Here is a 14,815-nt window from a genome sequence, read left to right as displayed (position 1 = left end):
GTAAGCGCTTCGACTTCAAGTGTCCGATCGAGGTTATGGACGAGGTGATGCAGGAAGCTATGGCTATGCGGCATGATGCTCCAGCTTCAATTCAATAACCGTGTTGCACTCAGCTCCTGTAACCGCCGTCAGGAAGCTTAAGCTCTGTTAGTGTTTTGGCTATTCTCTCTCCTCTTGGAAGACTGGTTGAAAGAGCCAGGAATATTTCCAATAACCCATTAAGTCAATCCCTCTACACTGGGCGCACCGATGAGTTTGGCCAAATAGAGTTTGCTTTACGAATGATGCAAGCTGAAACAGGCGCCATAGTAGGTCGCATAGGTGATGCATCAAATCGGCTTAGCGAACACACCCGAGGCCTACTAAAGGATATTGAGTCAAGCAATGTACTTACAGTTGAGCAGCAGGCAGAGACAGATCAAATAGCAACGGCAGTAAACCAAATGGCGGCAAGCATTCAAGAGGTTGCGAGCAATGCACAGCATGCTGCAGATGCGGCCGGAAGAGCAGACACTGAGACGGCATCTGGCCAGCGTCTGGTAGCCCACACAAGCCAGTCAATCACTGCCCTTGAAGGTGAAATTAGGCAAGCCGCTCAGGTTATTCATGAGCTTGAAGGTAAAAGTAACGAGATATCAAAAGTTCTTGACGTTATACGAGGGATCGCCGAGCAAACGAATTTGTTGGCACTCAACGCAGCAATTGAGGCCGCGCGTGCTGGTGAGCAGGGGCGTGGTTTTGCTGTTGTCGCCGATGAGGTTCGCAGTCTTGCTGCTCGCACACAGCAATCGACAACGGATATTCAAAGCATGATCAGCGCTCTACAAGAGCGAGCGCAATCCGCTGTTACAGTCATGGAGCAAAGTAGTCGGCAAGCGCACACGAGTGTAGCTCACGCAGAGGAAGCAGCTACAGCTCTTGATGGAATTGGCCAACGCGTTAACGAAATTACCGACATGAACGCGCAAATAGCGACTGCGGTCGAGCAGCAGGGAGCAGTAAGTGAAGACATAAACCGCAGTATTATCAATATACGCGATGCTGCTGATACCAATGTACAGACCGGGCAGAATAATTTGCAAAGTGCGAAATCTGTCGCTCAGTTAACTAGCGCTCTGAGCGAACTGGCAAAACAGTTTTGGGAAAAACGAGGATAACGCTTTTCAGTATCTCGACAGGGATAACTTACTTTACCATCGGTTATCCCTTTTAGCCGCACAAATTTTAGCCATGGCTTTTCAGGAAGTCAGGGCTATCAGAATGGCCTTAGAAAGCCTAGTCAAAGAGCTGTCACGAGAACACCGTTAGCTTAGCGTACGATTTTTTCCGAATTCTGCGGTTCCCCCGAGATGGGCCTGGACACGGGTGATAGATGCTGAATTAAGCCGTGTGACGGCAGGCTGTGCTGGGCTGCACGTCGGCATGGGCGTGCGTGGTCAGGACGCAAAAACACACTTGCCCGCAATGGCGGGCAAGTGTGTTTGCAGAGGGGGAGTGCGTTGTTGCTTATTGTTTGTTGCGACCGGCAATCACCACCAGGATCAGCGACGCCAGGATCAGGATCGAACTGATAGCGGCAATGGTCGGATCGATCTCGTCGCGCAGCGCCGTGAACATGCGCTTGGTCAGAGTCTGGTTGTCGCCGCCGGAGATGAACAGCGCCACCACAGTTTCATCCAGCGAGGTGATGAAGGCGAACAGTGTCGCCGAGACCACACTGGGCTTGATCTGCGGCAGGGTCACGGCCATGAAGGCGCGAAAGCGGTTCATGCCCAGGCTGCGCGCCACCATTTCCTGGGACATGTCGAAGTTACGCAGACCGGCCAGCAGCGCGATGATCACGTAGGGCAAGGCGAGCATGATGTGCGCCAGCACCAGGCCGGTCAGCGTGCTGATCAGGCCGACCCGGGCGTAAACGAAGAACACGCCGGCGGCGATCAGGATGATGGGCACCATCATCGGCAGCAGCAGGATGATCTGCAGCGTACGCACCACCTTCAGGCTGGAGTTGTTGATGGCGTAGGCGGCCGCCATACCAATCGGCAGGCTGATGGCCATGGTGAAAAATGCCGTGATCAGACTGACCCGCGCCGCCGACATCCACTCCACGCTGTTGAAGAACGCCTCGTACCAGTGGAAGGACCATTGCTTGGGAGGGAATTGCAGGAAGCGCGCCTCGGAGAACGACATGGGTACCACGATCAGCACCGGGATGATCAGGTACAGCAGGATCGCCGCGACCAGCACCGTGAACAGCACGTGGGACAGGCGAAGGTGACGCAGGTTGGCAAGCAGGTTCATTTAGCGCGCTCCCAGGATGCGTTCGATGGGGATGAAGCGATTGATGCCCCAGAAGATCAGGAACACCACAAACAGCAGCACCAGGCCGACTGCGCTGGCTGCGCCCCAGGCGTGATAGAGCTCGACGTTGCGTTGCACCAGCATCGACACCAGGATCGTGCGGCCACCGCCGAGCAGTTCCGGGGTGATGAAGAAGCCTAGGCAGATGACGAACACCAGGATGGAACCGGCCATGACCCCCGGCGCTGCCATCGGCAGGAAGACCCGGCGGAAGGTGTAGAAGGGTTTGGCGCCAAGGCTCTCGGACGCTTGCATGAGGTCCTGGGGGATTTTTTTCATCACCGAATACAGCGGCAGGACCATAAAGGGCAGCATGACGTGCAGGGTGCCGATTACCGTGCCAGTGGTGTTGTGCATCAGCGTCAGGGGTTGGTCGATGATGCCAAGGTCCATCAGCGTCTGATTGACCAGTCCGCGGCGTTGCAGGAGCACCAGCCAGGCATAGGCCCGCACCAGCACGCTGGTCCAGAACGGCAGGATCACGCAGATCAGAATCAGGTTGGCCCAGAAACCCTGCAGGCGCGAAGCGGCGTAGGCAATGGGGAAGCCCATGACGATCGACAGGATCGTCACCAGGAAACTGATCTTGAAGGTCAGGGCGAAGGTGTCCCAGTAAATGCTTTCCTGGAAAATCCGGATGTAGTTGGCCAGGGAAAACCCTTCCTCGGTCTGGACCGACTGAAAGGCCAGCCAGCACAGCGGCATGATCAACAGCACCACGACCATGACCAGCGCCGGGGTGAGCAGCAACAGCATGGAGGTGTGCTCCTTGCGTTCTTCACGGGCCAGGGCGTCTTCGCTGGTCATGGGCGGCTGGTGCTGCTGGTCGCTGGAGTCGGGCATGGATTTGGCGAGATAGGCGTTGGACATGATGACCTCTCGTCACTGCGCAGTGCTGGAGGGTATCCAGCACTGACGGGTAGCGCTGGCGGTGGCAGTCGTCCTGGCGGACAGCAGGGTGCGGTGCTCGGGTAATGTCATGTGAAGAACTCCCAATGGTGGGCAGGTACTTGAGGCGAGCGCGAGTTGTCTGCACAGGTCACTCTGCGGGACCCTCAGGCCTAATGTACCGGGATGCCAACGAATGAAGTGGACGCAATTGACCGGTGCGCAAGCGCTTTATGTCGAAATCGCGGGGGCAGACGGCATGTCCTGCGCCGAGGCCTCTGGCCTGCGGCGCAGCAACGGCCGATGGCTATTTTTTCTGGACGAAGGACAACCAGCGTTCTTCGGCCTTGACCCCGGCTTCGGAGGCCCACCATTGCGCCGAGAGCAGGGCCTGGCGCGAGATGTTGCCGGGTGCGGAAGGCAGCTTGGCCTCGCGCTCGGCCGGGATTACCCCGGTCTTGAAGGCTTCGGGGTTGAGCGGGCCGTAGTCGATGATCATCGGCAACGCCGCTTGCAGTTTGGCATCGATGGCCTCGTTGACGAATTTCATGGCGGCCACCTTGTGCGGCGAGCCTTTGAGGACGCACAACGAGTTGGTTTCCAGCACACCCTGGTTGTAGTCGAATGCCACGGGTGCGCCGGCGGCCTGTACGGCGGTGATACGGCCGTTCCAGGCCTGGATCATGTCCACTTCGCCGTCGCTGATCAGCTGCGCCGACTGCCCGCCGGACGTCCACCAGGTGGCGATGTCGGGCTTGATCTGCTCAAGCTTGCGGAAGGCGCGATCGACGTCCAGCGGATAGAGCTTGTCCATCGGCACGCCATCGGCCAGCAGCGCGATTTCCAGGGTTGGACGTGGCAGGTTACGTAGGGAGCGCTGGCCCGGGTATTTTTTGGTGTCCCAGAAGTCGGCCCAGGTCTTGGGTACGTCCGCGCCTTTGAACGCGTCCGTGCGATACGCCAGCACCGTGGAGTAGCTGATGTAGCCGACGCTGTATTCGTCCTTGAGGCTGTCGGGTATTTGCGCGGCATTGGGAATCAGCGCAAGGTCGAGCTTCTCGAACAGCCCTTCGGCTTCGCCACGGATGCAGTCGCCAGTGGGCAGGTCCACCACGTCCCAGGTGACCTTGCCGCTCTCGACCTGGGTCTTGATGATCGGGTAGGCCTTGGGCGAGCTGTCCTGTTTGAGCGTCAGACCGAGCTTTTTCGCCGCAGGCTCCAGGATCGCCTTGCTCTGGGCTTCCTGATAAGCACCGCCCTGGGATACGAACGTGATGTCCTCGGCCATGGCCTGGGTGGCGCTACCGATGAACAGGGCCAGACTCGCGAGTTGGAAAGCTGTAGTGCGCAATGTGCTCATGGAAAGACTCCGAATGGTTGGCAGATTTTCTTGGGCGAGCTGTAGGTTTTGTTGTCGGTCGCTCTGCGGGACCATGGAGGTCTAATGTACCGGCTTGTCCGTGAACGAAGCGGCTACAAATGCGCGGATGAAAAGTGGTTTATTGCGAAAATGCGAACGGGCACAGTATTTCGTGCGTCGGGTGCGGGCTTGCGCGCCTGTCGCGAGCAGCCCCGAAGCCCCCGGTAGGAGCGAGCATGCTCGCGATGGCGGTGTGTTGGGTGAGTCATAGCCAAGTCATTCAGCCCACCGTCATCCGCCTCACCACGCGCCGAATCATCGGCGCCGCCAGCACCACCACCGGCAACATCGATACCCACGACAGCGCCCACGCGTTCAACCAGCGGCCGGCAAAGGCCAGGTCGAGCGCATGGGGTGTGGTGGCGATGGCGGCCGCGACCGCGCAGGTCAGGCCGGATTGAACGACGCCGAAAACGAAATGCTCATAACGGGCGGGGATTTTCATCGGGGGTTCTCGAGAAAGAGCGGGGGGGCGCGATGCCCGGCCGCTCGGGCACGATCAAGCCGGTTGCAGTTGCGCGATAGTCTCTTCGGTGGTCCACAGCCCGTGGGCGAGGAAGCGGTAATTGATGATGGCCGCCAGGTAGCCGTCGCCATCCGGCAGGCGCGGGCCGGCGGTGGCGTCGCGTACCACGACTATTTCAAAGCCCTGTTCGAGCAGTTCGCGCAGGTGTGATTCCACGCAAAGGTTGGCCGCCATGCCGGCGAGGATGATCTGCGACACGCCTTTCTTGCGCAATTGCAGCGCCAGGTCGTTGGTTTCCGGGCCGTAGACCTTGTGCGGCGAGGCGATGATGGTCTCGCCGTCGAGAATGTACGGCTTGTAGATCTCGAGGAAATCGGCGCCGGAGCCTTCGAAGTTTTCCAGGGTGTTCGGTCCCTTGCGATCGAACATGCAGATGCTGTGCATGACCTTTTCCAGCGGACCGCCAAAATGCCAGTCGTGGTCGTGCGGGTAGTAATAGTGTGGCGACACGGCCACGGGCAGGTCGTGAGCCTTGAAGGCCTTGAACAGTTTTTCCAGGTTTTCGACGGTGTTGTTCTCGACGATGCTCTCACCGAACACCGCCCAACTGGCGCCGGCAGGGCTGAGGAAGTCGTTCTGTGGGTCGATGACCACCAGGGCGGCTTTGCTCAGGTCGAGCTTGAAACCAGTGGCAGGCAGTGCGGGTTCGGCGGGGTCGGCGTACAGATGGCTCATGACGATTTACCTCTTGGGTGCTTGCGTGGATGAGACGTGAATGTTGCTTTATATAAATGACCAGTCGTCTTATTAATGAGGAAAAAAAACTCACTCCAATAGCCGAGGCAAGACCATCGATACGAAACGCTGCAGAGGTGCACCGTCGCGCAGGACCTTGCCGCGCATGACCGCACCTTCCCAGCCTTCGACGATGACACTGGCCAGCGCTTCGGCGTCGTGAGTTTCAGAGAGTTCGCGGCGCTGCTGCGCTTCACGCAGGCAGCTCGCGAGCAAACCTTCCCAGCGCGCCAGCACATCGGCCAGACGCTTGCGGGTTTGTTCGCTGCCATTGGACATTTCCAGGGACAGGTTGCCAATCAGGCAACCCAGGCTGTATTCATGCTCGCCGTGCTCGAGCACCAGGGCCTGGAAGAACTGGCCGATGCGCTCCAGCGGCTTGACCCGGGCGTCGTAGAAGATCGGCCCGTGGCGGGTTTCGATCGAGGTCCAGTATTCCTCGAGGATCTCTGCCGCGAAGTCTTCCTTGCTGGCGAAGTAGTTGTAGAAAGAGCCCTTGGGAATCTCGGCAGCGGCGGTGATGTCCTGGACGCCGCAGCCGTTGAAGCCACGGTTGTGAACCACCTGGCGGCCAATCGACAGCAAACGGGATCTGACTTCGAGGTTGACCGGGCGAGCCATGACAGAGACATCCAGTGATGAGAAAGTTTTAATAAACTAACTGGTCATCTATGTTTCGTCAACAGTCGAATTGACTGCCAATCAGTCCGCCTGCGCCATCTCGATGTACTCGAGCATCTTCTCGTTGCCATCGAGAATGTCACGGCAGATGGCCGCCCGTGCCGCCGCGCCATCGCGGCGCTTGAGTGCGTCGAGCACTTCCCAGTGATGGTCGATGGCCATGCGCTCGTTGAAGTTGCCATAGGCACGGGCGATCAGTGGGCCGGTGCGCATCCACAGGCTATCGAGCAAACCCGCCAGCACCGGCATGCGCGCGATGGTGGTCAGCGCGTAGTGAAATTGCTGATTGCACTTGAGAGCGGCTTGCAAGTCCTGGGCGTTGATCGCGGCGATGTTGTTTTCGATGCAGGCTTGCAGGTCTGCGAGTTCGCTGTCGGTCACCAGCGCGGCGGCCGTCTCCGCAGCCAGGCCTTCAAGCGCCAGGCGGATGCTGCGGATCTCGCCGTATTGCGCGGCGGTGAGGATGGGTACGCGGATGTCACGCGGGGTCTTGAGGATCAGCGCCTGTTCCTTGGCCAGTTGCAGGATCGCGTCGCGCACCGGTGTGACGCTGGTGCCCAGTTGTTCGGCCAGGTCGCGGATGCGCAGGCGGTCATCGGGCTGGAAACGCCCGGTGATCAGTGCCTCGCGCAGCAACTCGTAGATGCCACTGCCCAGGTAAGAGTGATTGAGGGTTTGAATAGGGTAGGGGTTGCTCATTGATCGCTCATCTGCGGCGGATGCCCGGCCCGAATGATGGAAGTTTCCGGCCGGGATTTCCAGATTATTTCAGACGTGCTGACCACCGTTGACATGAATCTCCGAACCGTTGATGTACGACGCGCCTCGGGTGCAGAGGAAATGCACCAGGGATGCGACTTCTTCCGGCTTGCCCAAGCGGTGCATGGGGATCTGCTGATCGACGATCAGTTCGGTCCCGGCAGACAGGATCGACGTCTCGATCTCACCCGGTGCAATCGCATTGACCCGCACACCGTGTGGCCCGAAATCATGGGCCATTTCCCGCGTCAGTGCGGCCAGTGCAGCTTTCGAGCAGGCGTAGGCGACCCCGGCAAACGGGTGCACCCTGGAACCTGCAATCGAGGTGACGTTGATCACCGAGCCTTGCGCCGCCTTGAGCTCATCGAACAGCCCTTGGGCCAGTAACGCCGTGGAAAACAGGTTGACGTTGAACACGCTGAGCCAGGTGGCGTAATCGGATTCCAGCACGCCCAATCGTGCGCCGGCTTCGCCTTTGGGTGAAATGCCGGCGTTGTTCACCAGGGCATCGAGGCGTCCGCCGAGTTTCTCCCGGATCAATGGCAGGCTGCGGCGCACTTCGTCGATGTCTTCCAGGTCCAGGTGGATGTGGTTCAACTCGCCTTCAGCCCAGGGGCAGCCTTCGGTCCAGTTCTGTCGCGAGGCCGTAAACACGCGCCAGCCCGCAGCGTTGAAGTGCTTCACCGTGGCATGGCCGATGCCACGGCTCGCACCGGTGAGGAGGAGGGTTCGTTGCTCGGTCATGCAGGCGCTCCTGAGGAAGGGGTGGAGTGGTGAGACTATACCAGTAAAAATTATGATGCATCATATTCTAAATATGTTACTAATGAGCTGCGCCTCGGAATCATCGCCGTGCGCCGGCCACCAGGTGCAAGACACCCGGCGCTGACCGAAATATTGCTGCCAAAAACAAAAAAACCACCTGCCATCCCTTAGCTGCCGCTCACGCACGTAGCGAATTCGGAGAGACGCATGAACAGCAAAATCGCAACTGTACTGATGCTTGGAATGCTTGCCGGCCCTTTGAGCGCCGCTGAAAAACTGACCGTGGTGTCCTTCGGCGGCAACAACCGCCAGGCCCAGGAAAAAGCCTTCTACAAACCCTTCACCTCGGAAAAGAAAGTGGCGATCACGGCCGATGACTACAACGGCGAAATGGCCAAGATCCGGGTCATGGCCGACACCGGGAAAACCAGCTGGGACGTGGTCGAGGTCGAATCCCCCGAGCTGTTGCGCGGTTGTAGCGAAGGCCTGTTCGAGCCATTGGACTGGTCGCGCATCGGCAAGAAAGAAGATTTCATCCCGGCCGCCGTCAGCGATTGCGGGGTGGGTATCTTCATCTGGTCTACCGTTCTGACATACGACCCGAAAAAACTCGCCAGCGCGCCACAGGGCTGGGCGGATTTCTGGGACGTGAAGAAATACCCCGGCAAGCGCGGCCTGCGCCGTGGCGCCAAGTTCACCCTGGAGTTCGCCCTGTTGGCCGATGGCGTGGCCAAGGAAGATGTCTACACCTTGCTCGGCACCGAGGAGGGCGTGCAGCGGGCCTTCCGCAAACTGGATCAGATCAAGCCCGACATCCAGTGGTGGGAATCCGGCGCGCAGCCGTTGCAATGGCTGGCGGCAGGCGACGTGGTGATGACTTCGGCCTATAACGGGCGTGTCACCTCGGCGCAGGCGGAGGGACAATCGTTTGAAATGCAGTGGAATGGCAGCCTGTACGACCTGGATCACTGGGCCATCGTCAAAGGCTCGCCGAAGAAGGCCCTGGCGGAAAACTTCATCGCGTTTGCCAGTGCACCGGTTCAGCAGAAGCACTTTGTCGAGGCCATTCCTTATGGGCCAAGCAACACCAAAACCGTGGCACTGGTCGATGAGGCGGTGGGCAGCAAACTGCCGACTTCACCGGATAACCTGAAGAACGCCCGGGCCACGGATGCCGAGTTCTGGATCGACCACGGCGAAGACCTGGAAGAGCGTTTCATCGCTTGGGCCAACAAGTAATGCAAGGGGCCTGCGCGAGCAGGCCACATCACCGAAGCGAGGAGTCATGAACAATGCCGCTTGAGAAAGTATCGGCGCAACCCTGTCTGCTGGAGGCGGCCCCTGCCCGTGTCAGTGACGGGCAGGTCCTTGGGGTCCTTGCGCAGCACTACGCGATCAGCGGAAAACTCGAGCAACTGGGCGGCGAGCGCGACCTCAATTTCCGGGTCATGCTCGCGGACGGTACGTCGCGTCTGTTCAAGTTGTCGCATCCATTGGAAAACCCGCAGGTCGTGGACTTCCATAACCAGGCCATGCTCCAGATCGAGCGTAACGATCCGGCGTTGCCGGTGCAGCGTGTCTTTGCATCACTCGGCGGGCGATTCGTGGAGCCGGTCGAAATCGAAGGCCAGCGCATGTTGGTCCGTCTCCTGTCCTTCGTTGACGGCTTGCCGCTGCACCGCGTCGCCCACACATCGGTGAATTTCAGGCAGAACCTGGGCCAAGCGCTCGCCCGGTTCGACCTGGCCCTGGACGGCTTCAGCCATCCCGCTGCCGGGCACGTCCTGTTGTGGGACATGCAACACGCCCAGCGCCTCAGGCCCCGGCTGAAACACATCGAGCCGGGCGTTCGTCGCGACCGGATCGAACACAGCCTGGACCGCTTCGAATCCCAGGTACTGGGCAAGTGCGCCACGCTGCGCCACCAGGTGATCCATAACGACATGAACCCGCACAACATCATCGTCGATCCGGATCAGCCCGATGTGTTGCGCAACATCCTGGATTTTGGCGACATGGTCCACGCGCCGTTGGTCAACGAGGTCGCGGTCGCGGCATCGTACCAATTGGGGGTGGCGGGCGACGTCCTGGCCCCGGCGCTGGACATGATCCGCGCCTATCACCAGGTCAATCCCCTCACCGGCGAAGAATTGCAACTGCTGCCGGTGCTGATCTCCACACGCCTGGCGTTGTCGTTGTGCATCAATTATTGGCGGGCCGACCTGCACCCGGACAATCGCGAGTACATCCTGCGCAACTCATACCGCGCCCAGGATGCCCTGGCGGGATTGTCCGCAATGGCACCCGCCGAGATCCACGACAGAATCCTTGCCGCTTGCACCCAGGAGGTTGGCGCATGAGCATGATCAACGGTTTCACTTCTGAAGATGCCGATCGCCTGTCAGACAAGGAAAAACGCCTTGTCGAACGCCGGGCACGGTTGCTCGGCCCGGCCTATCGACTGTTCTACGAACACCCCTTGCACACGGTGCGCGGCGAGGGCGTGTGGCTGTACGACGAACAAGGCCGGCGGTATCTGGATGCCTACAATAACGTGGCGTCGGTGGGGCATTGTCATCCCCGGGTGGTCGAGGCGATCAGCCGGCAGGCCGGGCAACTCAACACCCACACTCGCTACTTGCAGGAGGGCATGCTCGATTACGCCGAGCAACTGCTGGGCACCTTTCCCGAGTACCTCGAGCGGGTCATGTTTACGTGCACCGGCAGCGAGGCCAACGATCTGGCGTTGCGCATCGCCAAACAGTTTACCGGCGGCACCGGCGTGATCATCACCCGCTTCGCGTATCATGGCGTCACGGGTGATATCGCCGAGCTTTCTCCGTCGCTCGGCCCGAGCATGGTTCTGCCACCCCACGTGCGCACCGTTCGCGCCCCCGATGCTTATCGGCTGGGTGCGGATCAAGTGGCCTCGACCTTCGTGGCTGACGTCCGTGCGGCCATCGATGACCTGCGCAAACACGGCATTCGTCCGGCGGCGATCCTGCTCGACGGCATTTTCGCCAGCGATGGCGTCTTTGCGGGCCCAACCGGCTGCATCGCCGAAGGGATCGCATTGGCCCAGGCCGAAGGCCTGTTGTACATCGCCGATGAAGTCCAGTCCGGCTTCGCCCGCACTGGCCTGAACATGTGGGGTTTCCAGCGGCACGACGTGCGCCCCGACCTCCTGACCCTGGGCAAGCCGATGGGCAACGGCCACCCCATCGCCGGCCTGGTCGGTCGAGCGCAAGTGGTCGATCACTTTGGCCAGAACATGCGCTACTTCAACACCTTTGGCGGCAACCCGGTGTCCTGCGCAGCGGGGCAGGCCGTGCTGGACGTCATCCGTGACGAACAGTTGCAGCAGCGCTCGCACACCCTGGGTGAATGTCTGTTGACGGGGTTGCGGGAGCTGGCCGAGCGTTACCCGATCATCGGCGATGTGCGCGGTGCCGGGATGTTCCTGGGGGTCGAGCTGGTGACCGATCGCGCCACAAAAGCGCCTGCCGCCACGCAGACCCGTCAGGTGGTCAACGCGATGCGCGAGCAGGGCGTATTGATCAGTGCTGCCGGGCCGCTGGAAAACGTGCTGAAGATTCGCCCGCTGCTGGCCTTCGAACAGGAGCATGCGCACTTGCTACTGGAAGCGGTCGGCACGGCGCTGGAAGGGCTGCAGCCGTAGCGGTTCAGACGATATCGTCGATCAGGATATGGTGCTGCCCACGGCTGCAGCGTTCGATGCGCGCCTCGACCTTGTACACCGCGCGCAGCATCTGCTCGTTGATCACTTCATGGCTCGGGCCGCTGCCCTGAGCGGTGCCATCGGCGATGACCAGCACCTGATCGGCGAAGCGCAAGGCCTGGTTCAGGTCATGGATGGCGATGAACACGATGACTTCGCGCTTTCGCGCCAGGTCGCGCATGAAGTTCAGCACCTGGACCTGGCGGTGCATGTCGAGGGCGCTGGTGGGCTCGTCCATCAGCAGGATCTGCGGTTCGCGCACCAGCGTCTGGGCGATTGAGACCAGTTGTTGCTGGCCGCCGCTGAGTTCACCCAGGTTGCGGAATGACAGCGGCGTAATGCCCAGGGCGTCGAGGATCTCATCGACCAGTTTCAGTTCGTCATCGTGGACCACCCAACCCGGTGTCAGTTGCTTGCGCGCCAGCAGCACCGATTCGTACACGGTCAAACGGGCGCTGGCGTTGAGGCCCTGGGGCATGTAGCTGATGCCTTTCATGCCTTTTTCCGCGCCTTGCAGCTTTACCTCGCCGGGCCCGTCGATCAGCCCTGCCATGCGTTTGAACAGGGTCGATTTACCTGCGGCATTGGGCCCGACCACGGCGACCACCTGGCCGCCGACAAACTCGGTGGTGGTCACACCGCTGATGATCGTGCGCTGGCCATAGCTGGCGCCGAGGTCTTGCAGCTGGATCGTTACCATGAGTTTTTCTTTGCGCCGAGAATCAGAGAGATAAAGAACGGTACGCCGATCAGGGACGTGACCACGCCGATGGGGAAAATCGCGCCGGGGATCAGGGTTTTGCTGACCACCGAACTCGCCGACAGGATCAGTGCGCCGGTGAGCAACGAGGCCGGCAGGAAGAAACGTTGGTCTTCGCCAATCAGCATCCGCGCGATGTGCGGGCCGACCAGCCCGATAAAGCCGATGGTGCCGACGAAGGCCACGGGAAACGCAGCGAGCAGGCTGACCATGATCAGCGTCTGGAAACGCAGGCTGCGCACGTTGATACCGAAGCTGGCCGCCTTGTCATCCCCCAGCCGCAGGGCGGTGAGCGCCCAGGTGCGCCTGGCGAAAATCGGCAGGGTGATCAGGATCACCACACAGATCACGCCCAGCTTGGGCCAGGTCGCCTTGGTCAGGCTGGGGTCGTCTCAGAAAACGGAAAATAAAGCACGCTAAGCGTGCGTGGAGGCTGGCACCCAGCGGTACAGCGTCGGAATGGACACGCCGAGGTTCTTGGCCACGTCCTTGGGCGGCACCCCGCTGGCCAGCAGCTTCTTGGCCGACTCGATCTTGCTGTCGGTCATCTTCGGCTTGCGGCCGCCTTTGCGGCCGAGCTGCTTGGCGACTTCCAGCCCGGCGCGGGTGCGCTCGACGGTCAGCTCGCGCTCCATTTCGGCAAGGCTCGCCATGACGTGGAAGAAGAACCGCCCGGATGGTGTGCCGGTGTCGATGGAGTCGGTGAGGCTCCTGAACTGGACACCGTGCTTGTGCAGATCGCCGACCAGATCGACCAGTTGCTTGACCGACCGGCCCAGCCGGTCGAGCTTCCAGACGACCAAAGTATCGCCTTCGCGCAGCATTTCGAGCGTCTTGGCCAAGCCAGGCCGGTCTGCCCGCGTGCCACTCACCTTGTCCTCGAAGACCTTTTTACATCCGGCCTTGCTCAAGGCTTCGCGTTGCAGCTCCAGGTTCTGATCCTGCGTCGAGACGCGCGCATAGCCAATCAACATGGCTTGTCTCGCGCCCGGTCGATGCGTTCCTGCATCGCCTGCATCACTTCTTCGTGGGTGTACGATCTGGCGTTGGCGTCGGTGGCTTGCCGCAGGGCTTCCTCAACCTCGCGCGTCATCCGCTCGTAATCCTCCGGCCACAGCGCTTGCTCCATGCGCAGCGACGCCTGACCCAGCAGGTGCAGCAGGCTGAACAGCCGCATGTCGTTGGTGGCGACGATGCGCTCCCGAATCTGCTCCTGAATAGCTTCGCTAGCCCGATGCGCTTGTGGTGTGGCAGTCCCCTCGTAGTCAGCGGGGAATTCCGCTTCCTCGGCAATCCTTGCCCAGGCGCTGGCCAGCGCCTCGATGGTTGACGTGCTCATTTCCGCCGCTCCTGTGCTCTTTGGCGAATCAACCGGCCAAGGGGCCTCGACGCGAAAACCAGCAGCATCACGCCTATCGGATACCAGGTCGAGAAGACCACCAAGGCATCGAAGGCTGGCCGTCCGGTGTTGGTAGGCAGTACGGCGGTCACAGCCATCAACCCGCCGACCGTCCAGATGATGCGCCACACGTAGGGCATCACGCGGGGCACGTAGCCGTCATCGAAAGCGGTCTGGTAGTAGCGGCGCAGGCCGCGCTCGGCAAGCGCCTGGCGCTGCCGCTCCGACAGCGCATCCGTCCGGCCATACCAGCGCCGGAATGGTGGACAGCGCAGCAGCAAAGGGGTGAAGAGGATCATCACCGCCACGATCGCGACACCCCACGCCATGACGGCGCCGGCATCGGGCCGCTTGGCGTTCTCGATCACGGGCGCGAAGACGCCCGGAGCACCGATCATCCAGAACAGCGCAATGTGCTGATGGAAGGAGAGCTTCATTTGCTCATCCACTTGCGCAGCAGGCGCTTTTTCAGGGAGGCGCGTTCTTGCGGGTTGCGTCCCTTGTGATTGGCGATGCGATCCGCCGTGGCGGCCTGGCGCTTGACGGGCCAGTAGGAGCGGCCATCCTTGCCCATCGACCAGACGCTGCTGGCCTGGTTTTCCAGCAGGGGCAGATGGGCGCTCAGGGCTTCGGGCGACGCGCTGGTCAGCGCCGTGCGCTCACGGGTGCGCCAGCGCTGATGCCAGAGCTTCTTGTCCTCGCGCTCGCTGCCGCAGGTCGTGTGCCCGACGATGGGTGTTTTGCGGCGGCTGCGGCTCATAACGTAGTGGTCTCCAAGAACA

Annotated in this window: 17 protein-coding genes and 1 pseudogene; 4 read left to right on the top strand and 14 right to left on the bottom strand. The window is 60.6% G+C overall.

Features of this window, described 5'->3' with window-relative positions; translation table 11 throughout:
- Window positions 1–155: 155 nt before the first annotated feature.
- Window positions 156–1,157 carry a HAMP domain-containing methyl-accepting chemotaxis protein gene (locus tag QMX91_RS14755; RefSeq protein WP_349016835.1) on the top strand — a complete coding sequence of 334 codons (1,002 nt, stop codon included), beginning with the start codon at window positions 156–158 and terminating at the stop codon, window positions 1,155–1,157.
- 349 nt (window positions 1,158–1,506) lie between these two features.
- Here the strand turns inward: QMX91_RS14755 and QMX91_RS14750 are convergent, their stop codons facing one another.
- The 8 genes from QMX91_RS14750 to QMX91_RS14715 all read right to left on the bottom strand — a co-directional run bounded on the left by QMX91_RS14750 (window position 1,507) and on the right by QMX91_RS14715 (window position 8,114).
- Window positions 1,507–2,301, bottom strand: coding sequence for an ABC transporter permease (locus QMX91_RS14750; protein ID WP_003465028.1), 795 nt, complete (start codon window positions 2,299–2,301; stop codon window positions 1,507–1,509).
- A complete protein-coding gene (locus QMX91_RS14745) occupies window positions 2,302–3,231 on the bottom strand; it encodes an ABC transporter permease (RefSeq protein ID WP_003465031.1) in 930 nt (309 codons plus the stop codon).
- A 325-nt stretch (window positions 3,232–3,556) separates the two neighbouring features.
- Window positions 3,557–4,609, bottom strand: coding sequence for an ABC transporter substrate-binding protein (locus QMX91_RS14740; RefSeq protein WP_003465034.1), 1,053 nt, complete (start codon window positions 4,607–4,609; stop codon window positions 3,557–3,559).
- Between the two features lie 280 nt (window positions 4,610–4,889).
- On the bottom strand, window positions 4,890–5,114 hold the full coding sequence (locus QMX91_RS14735) for a DUF2798 domain-containing protein (RefSeq protein ID WP_003465037.1): 225 nt from the start codon (window positions 5,112–5,114) through the stop codon (window positions 4,890–4,892).
- Window positions 5,115–5,168: 54 nt separating this feature from the next.
- Window positions 5,169–5,870, bottom strand: a complete 702-nt coding sequence (locus QMX91_RS14730; protein WP_003465039.1) for a cysteine hydrolase — start codon at window positions 5,868–5,870, stop codon at window positions 5,169–5,171.
- A gap of 90 nt (window positions 5,871–5,960) precedes the next feature.
- The gene (locus tag QMX91_RS14725) at window positions 5,961–6,551 is read right to left on the bottom strand and encodes a TetR/AcrR family transcriptional regulator (RefSeq protein ID WP_003465041.1); all 591 of its coding nucleotides are present in this window, start codon (window positions 6,549–6,551) and stop codon (window positions 5,961–5,963) included.
- Between the two features lie 81 nt (window positions 6,552–6,632).
- On the bottom strand, window positions 6,633–7,310 hold the full coding sequence (locus tag QMX91_RS14720; protein WP_016487046.1) for a GntR family transcriptional regulator: 678 nt from the start codon (window positions 7,308–7,310) through the stop codon (window positions 6,633–6,635).
- Window positions 7,311–7,379: 69 nt separating this feature from the next.
- The gene (locus tag QMX91_RS14715; protein ID WP_016487047.1) at window positions 7,380–8,114 is read right to left on the bottom strand and encodes an SDR family oxidoreductase; all 735 of its coding nucleotides are present in this window, start codon (window positions 8,112–8,114) and stop codon (window positions 7,380–7,382) included.
- A 228-nt stretch (window positions 8,115–8,342) separates the two neighbouring features.
- On the opposite strand from QMX91_RS14715, the gene QMX91_RS14710 reads away from it, so the two are divergent.
- The 3 genes from QMX91_RS14710 to QMX91_RS14700 are packed head-to-tail and all read left to right on the top strand — an operon-like array spanning window position 8,343 to window position 11,814.
- Window positions 8,343–9,374: an ABC transporter substrate-binding protein gene (locus QMX91_RS14710; protein ID WP_016487048.1), complete on the top strand. Its 1,032-nt coding sequence runs from the start codon at window positions 8,343–8,345 to the stop codon at window positions 9,372–9,374.
- A 53-nt stretch (window positions 9,375–9,427) separates the two neighbouring features.
- On the top strand, window positions 9,428–10,495 hold the full coding sequence (locus QMX91_RS14705; RefSeq protein ID WP_016487049.1) for a phosphotransferase: 1,068 nt from the start codon (window positions 9,428–9,430) through the stop codon (window positions 10,493–10,495).
- The gene (locus QMX91_RS14700; protein ID WP_016487050.1) at window positions 10,492–11,814 is read left to right on the top strand and encodes an aminotransferase class III-fold pyridoxal phosphate-dependent enzyme; all 1,323 of its coding nucleotides are present in this window, start codon (window positions 10,492–10,494) and stop codon (window positions 11,812–11,814) included. Before QMX91_RS14705 ends, QMX91_RS14700 begins: the two co-directional genes overlap by 4 nt.
- A 4-nt stretch (window positions 11,815–11,818) precedes the next feature.
- On the opposite strand, the gene QMX91_RS14695 is transcribed toward QMX91_RS14700, so the two are convergent.
- From QMX91_RS14695 to QMX91_RS14670, 6 genes and pseudogenes are all read right to left on the bottom strand, one after another.
- The gene (locus QMX91_RS14695; protein ID WP_016487051.1) at window positions 11,819–12,574 is read right to left on the bottom strand and encodes an ABC transporter ATP-binding protein; all 756 of its coding nucleotides are present in this window, start codon (window positions 12,572–12,574) and stop codon (window positions 11,819–11,821) included.
- Window positions 12,568–13,017, bottom strand: a pseudogene (locus tag QMX91_RS14690) (iron ABC transporter permease); the annotation flags it as partial. The gene QMX91_RS14695 and the pseudogene QMX91_RS14690, both read right to left, overlap by 7 nt.
- A 33-nt stretch (window positions 13,018–13,050) precedes the next feature.
- Window positions 13,051–13,608 carry a recombinase family protein gene (locus tag QMX91_RS14685; RefSeq protein ID WP_003100847.1) on the bottom strand — a complete coding sequence of 186 codons (558 nt, stop codon included), beginning with the start codon at window positions 13,606–13,608 and terminating at the stop codon, window positions 13,051–13,053.
- Window positions 13,602–13,973: a hypothetical protein gene (locus QMX91_RS14680; RefSeq protein WP_003100853.1), complete on the bottom strand. Its 372-nt coding sequence runs from the start codon at window positions 13,971–13,973 to the stop codon at window positions 13,602–13,604. Before QMX91_RS14680 ends, QMX91_RS14685 begins: the two co-directional genes overlap by 7 nt.
- On the bottom strand, window positions 13,970–14,470 hold the full coding sequence (locus QMX91_RS14675) for a hypothetical protein (protein ID WP_003100856.1): 501 nt from the start codon (window positions 14,468–14,470) through the stop codon (window positions 13,970–13,972). Before QMX91_RS14675 ends, QMX91_RS14680 begins: the two co-directional genes overlap by 4 nt.
- Entirely contained in the window at window positions 14,467–14,793 is a 327-nt protein-coding gene (locus tag QMX91_RS14670; RefSeq protein WP_003100858.1) for a hypothetical protein, read from the bottom strand. The genes QMX91_RS14675 and QMX91_RS14670 overlap by 4 nt, the downstream gene beginning before the upstream one ends.
- Window positions 14,794–14,815 lie beyond the last annotated feature (22 nt).

The sequence above is a fragment of the Pseudomonas sp. PS01299 genome (genome assembly GCF_029960145.1).
Lineage (GTDB): Bacteria > Pseudomonadota > Gammaproteobacteria > Pseudomonadales > Pseudomonadaceae > Aquipseudomonas > Aquipseudomonas putida_A.
Note: the sequence above shows the minus strand (reverse complement) of the source record. Positions and strands in the feature narration are given on the sequence as shown.

Bases quoted from the DNA above. Each gene is read 5' to 3' on its own strand.
- QMX91_RS14750 (WP_003465028.1), bottom strand. From the start codon at position 2,301: ATGAACCTGCTTGCCAACCTGCGTCACCTTCGCCTGTCCCACGTGCTG.
- QMX91_RS14745 (WP_003465031.1), bottom strand. From the start codon at position 3,231: ATGTCCAACGCCTATCTCGCCAAATCCATGCCCGACTCCAGCGACCAG.
- QMX91_RS14740 (WP_003465034.1), bottom strand. From the start codon at position 4,609: ATGAGCACATTGCGCACTACAGCTTTCCAACTCGCGAGTCTGGCCCTG.
- QMX91_RS14735 (WP_003465037.1), bottom strand. From the start codon at position 5,114: ATGAAAATCCCCGCCCGTTATGAGCATTTCGTTTTCGGCGTCGTTCAA.
- QMX91_RS14730 (WP_003465039.1), bottom strand. From the start codon at position 5,870: ATGAGCCATCTGTACGCCGACCCCGCCGAACCCGCACTGCCTGCCACT.
- QMX91_RS14725 (WP_003465041.1), bottom strand. From the start codon at position 6,551: ATGGCTCGCCCGGTCAACCTCGAAGTCAGATCCCGTTTGCTGTCGATT.
- QMX91_RS14720 (WP_016487046.1), bottom strand. From the start codon at position 7,310: ATGAGCAACCCCTACCCTATTCAAACCCTCAATCACTCTTACCTGGGC.
- QMX91_RS14715 (WP_016487047.1), bottom strand. From the start codon at position 8,114: ATGACCGAGCAACGAACCCTCCTCCTCACCGGTGCGAGCCGTGGCATC.
- QMX91_RS14710 (WP_016487048.1), top strand. From the start codon at position 8,343: ATGAACAGCAAAATCGCAACTGTACTGATGCTTGGAATGCTTGCCGGC.
- QMX91_RS14705 (WP_016487049.1), top strand. From the start codon at position 9,428: ATGCCGCTTGAGAAAGTATCGGCGCAACCCTGTCTGCTGGAGGCGGCC.
- QMX91_RS14700 (WP_016487050.1), top strand. From the start codon at position 10,492: ATGAGCATGATCAACGGTTTCACTTCTGAAGATGCCGATCGCCTGTCA.
- QMX91_RS14695 (WP_016487051.1), bottom strand. From the start codon at position 12,574: ATGGTAACGATCCAGCTGCAAGACCTCGGCGCCAGCTATGGCCAGCGC.
- QMX91_RS14685 (WP_003100847.1), bottom strand. From the start codon at position 13,608: ATGTTGATTGGCTATGCGCGCGTCTCGACGCAGGATCAGAACCTGGAG.
- QMX91_RS14680 (WP_003100853.1), bottom strand. From the start codon at position 13,973: ATGAGCACGTCAACCATCGAGGCGCTGGCCAGCGCCTGGGCAAGGATT.
- QMX91_RS14675 (WP_003100856.1), bottom strand. From the start codon at position 14,470: ATGAAGCTCTCCTTCCATCAGCACATTGCGCTGTTCTGGATGATCGGT.
- QMX91_RS14670 (WP_003100858.1), bottom strand. From the start codon at position 14,793: ATGAGCCGCAGCCGCCGCAAAACACCCATCGTCGGGCACACGACCTGC.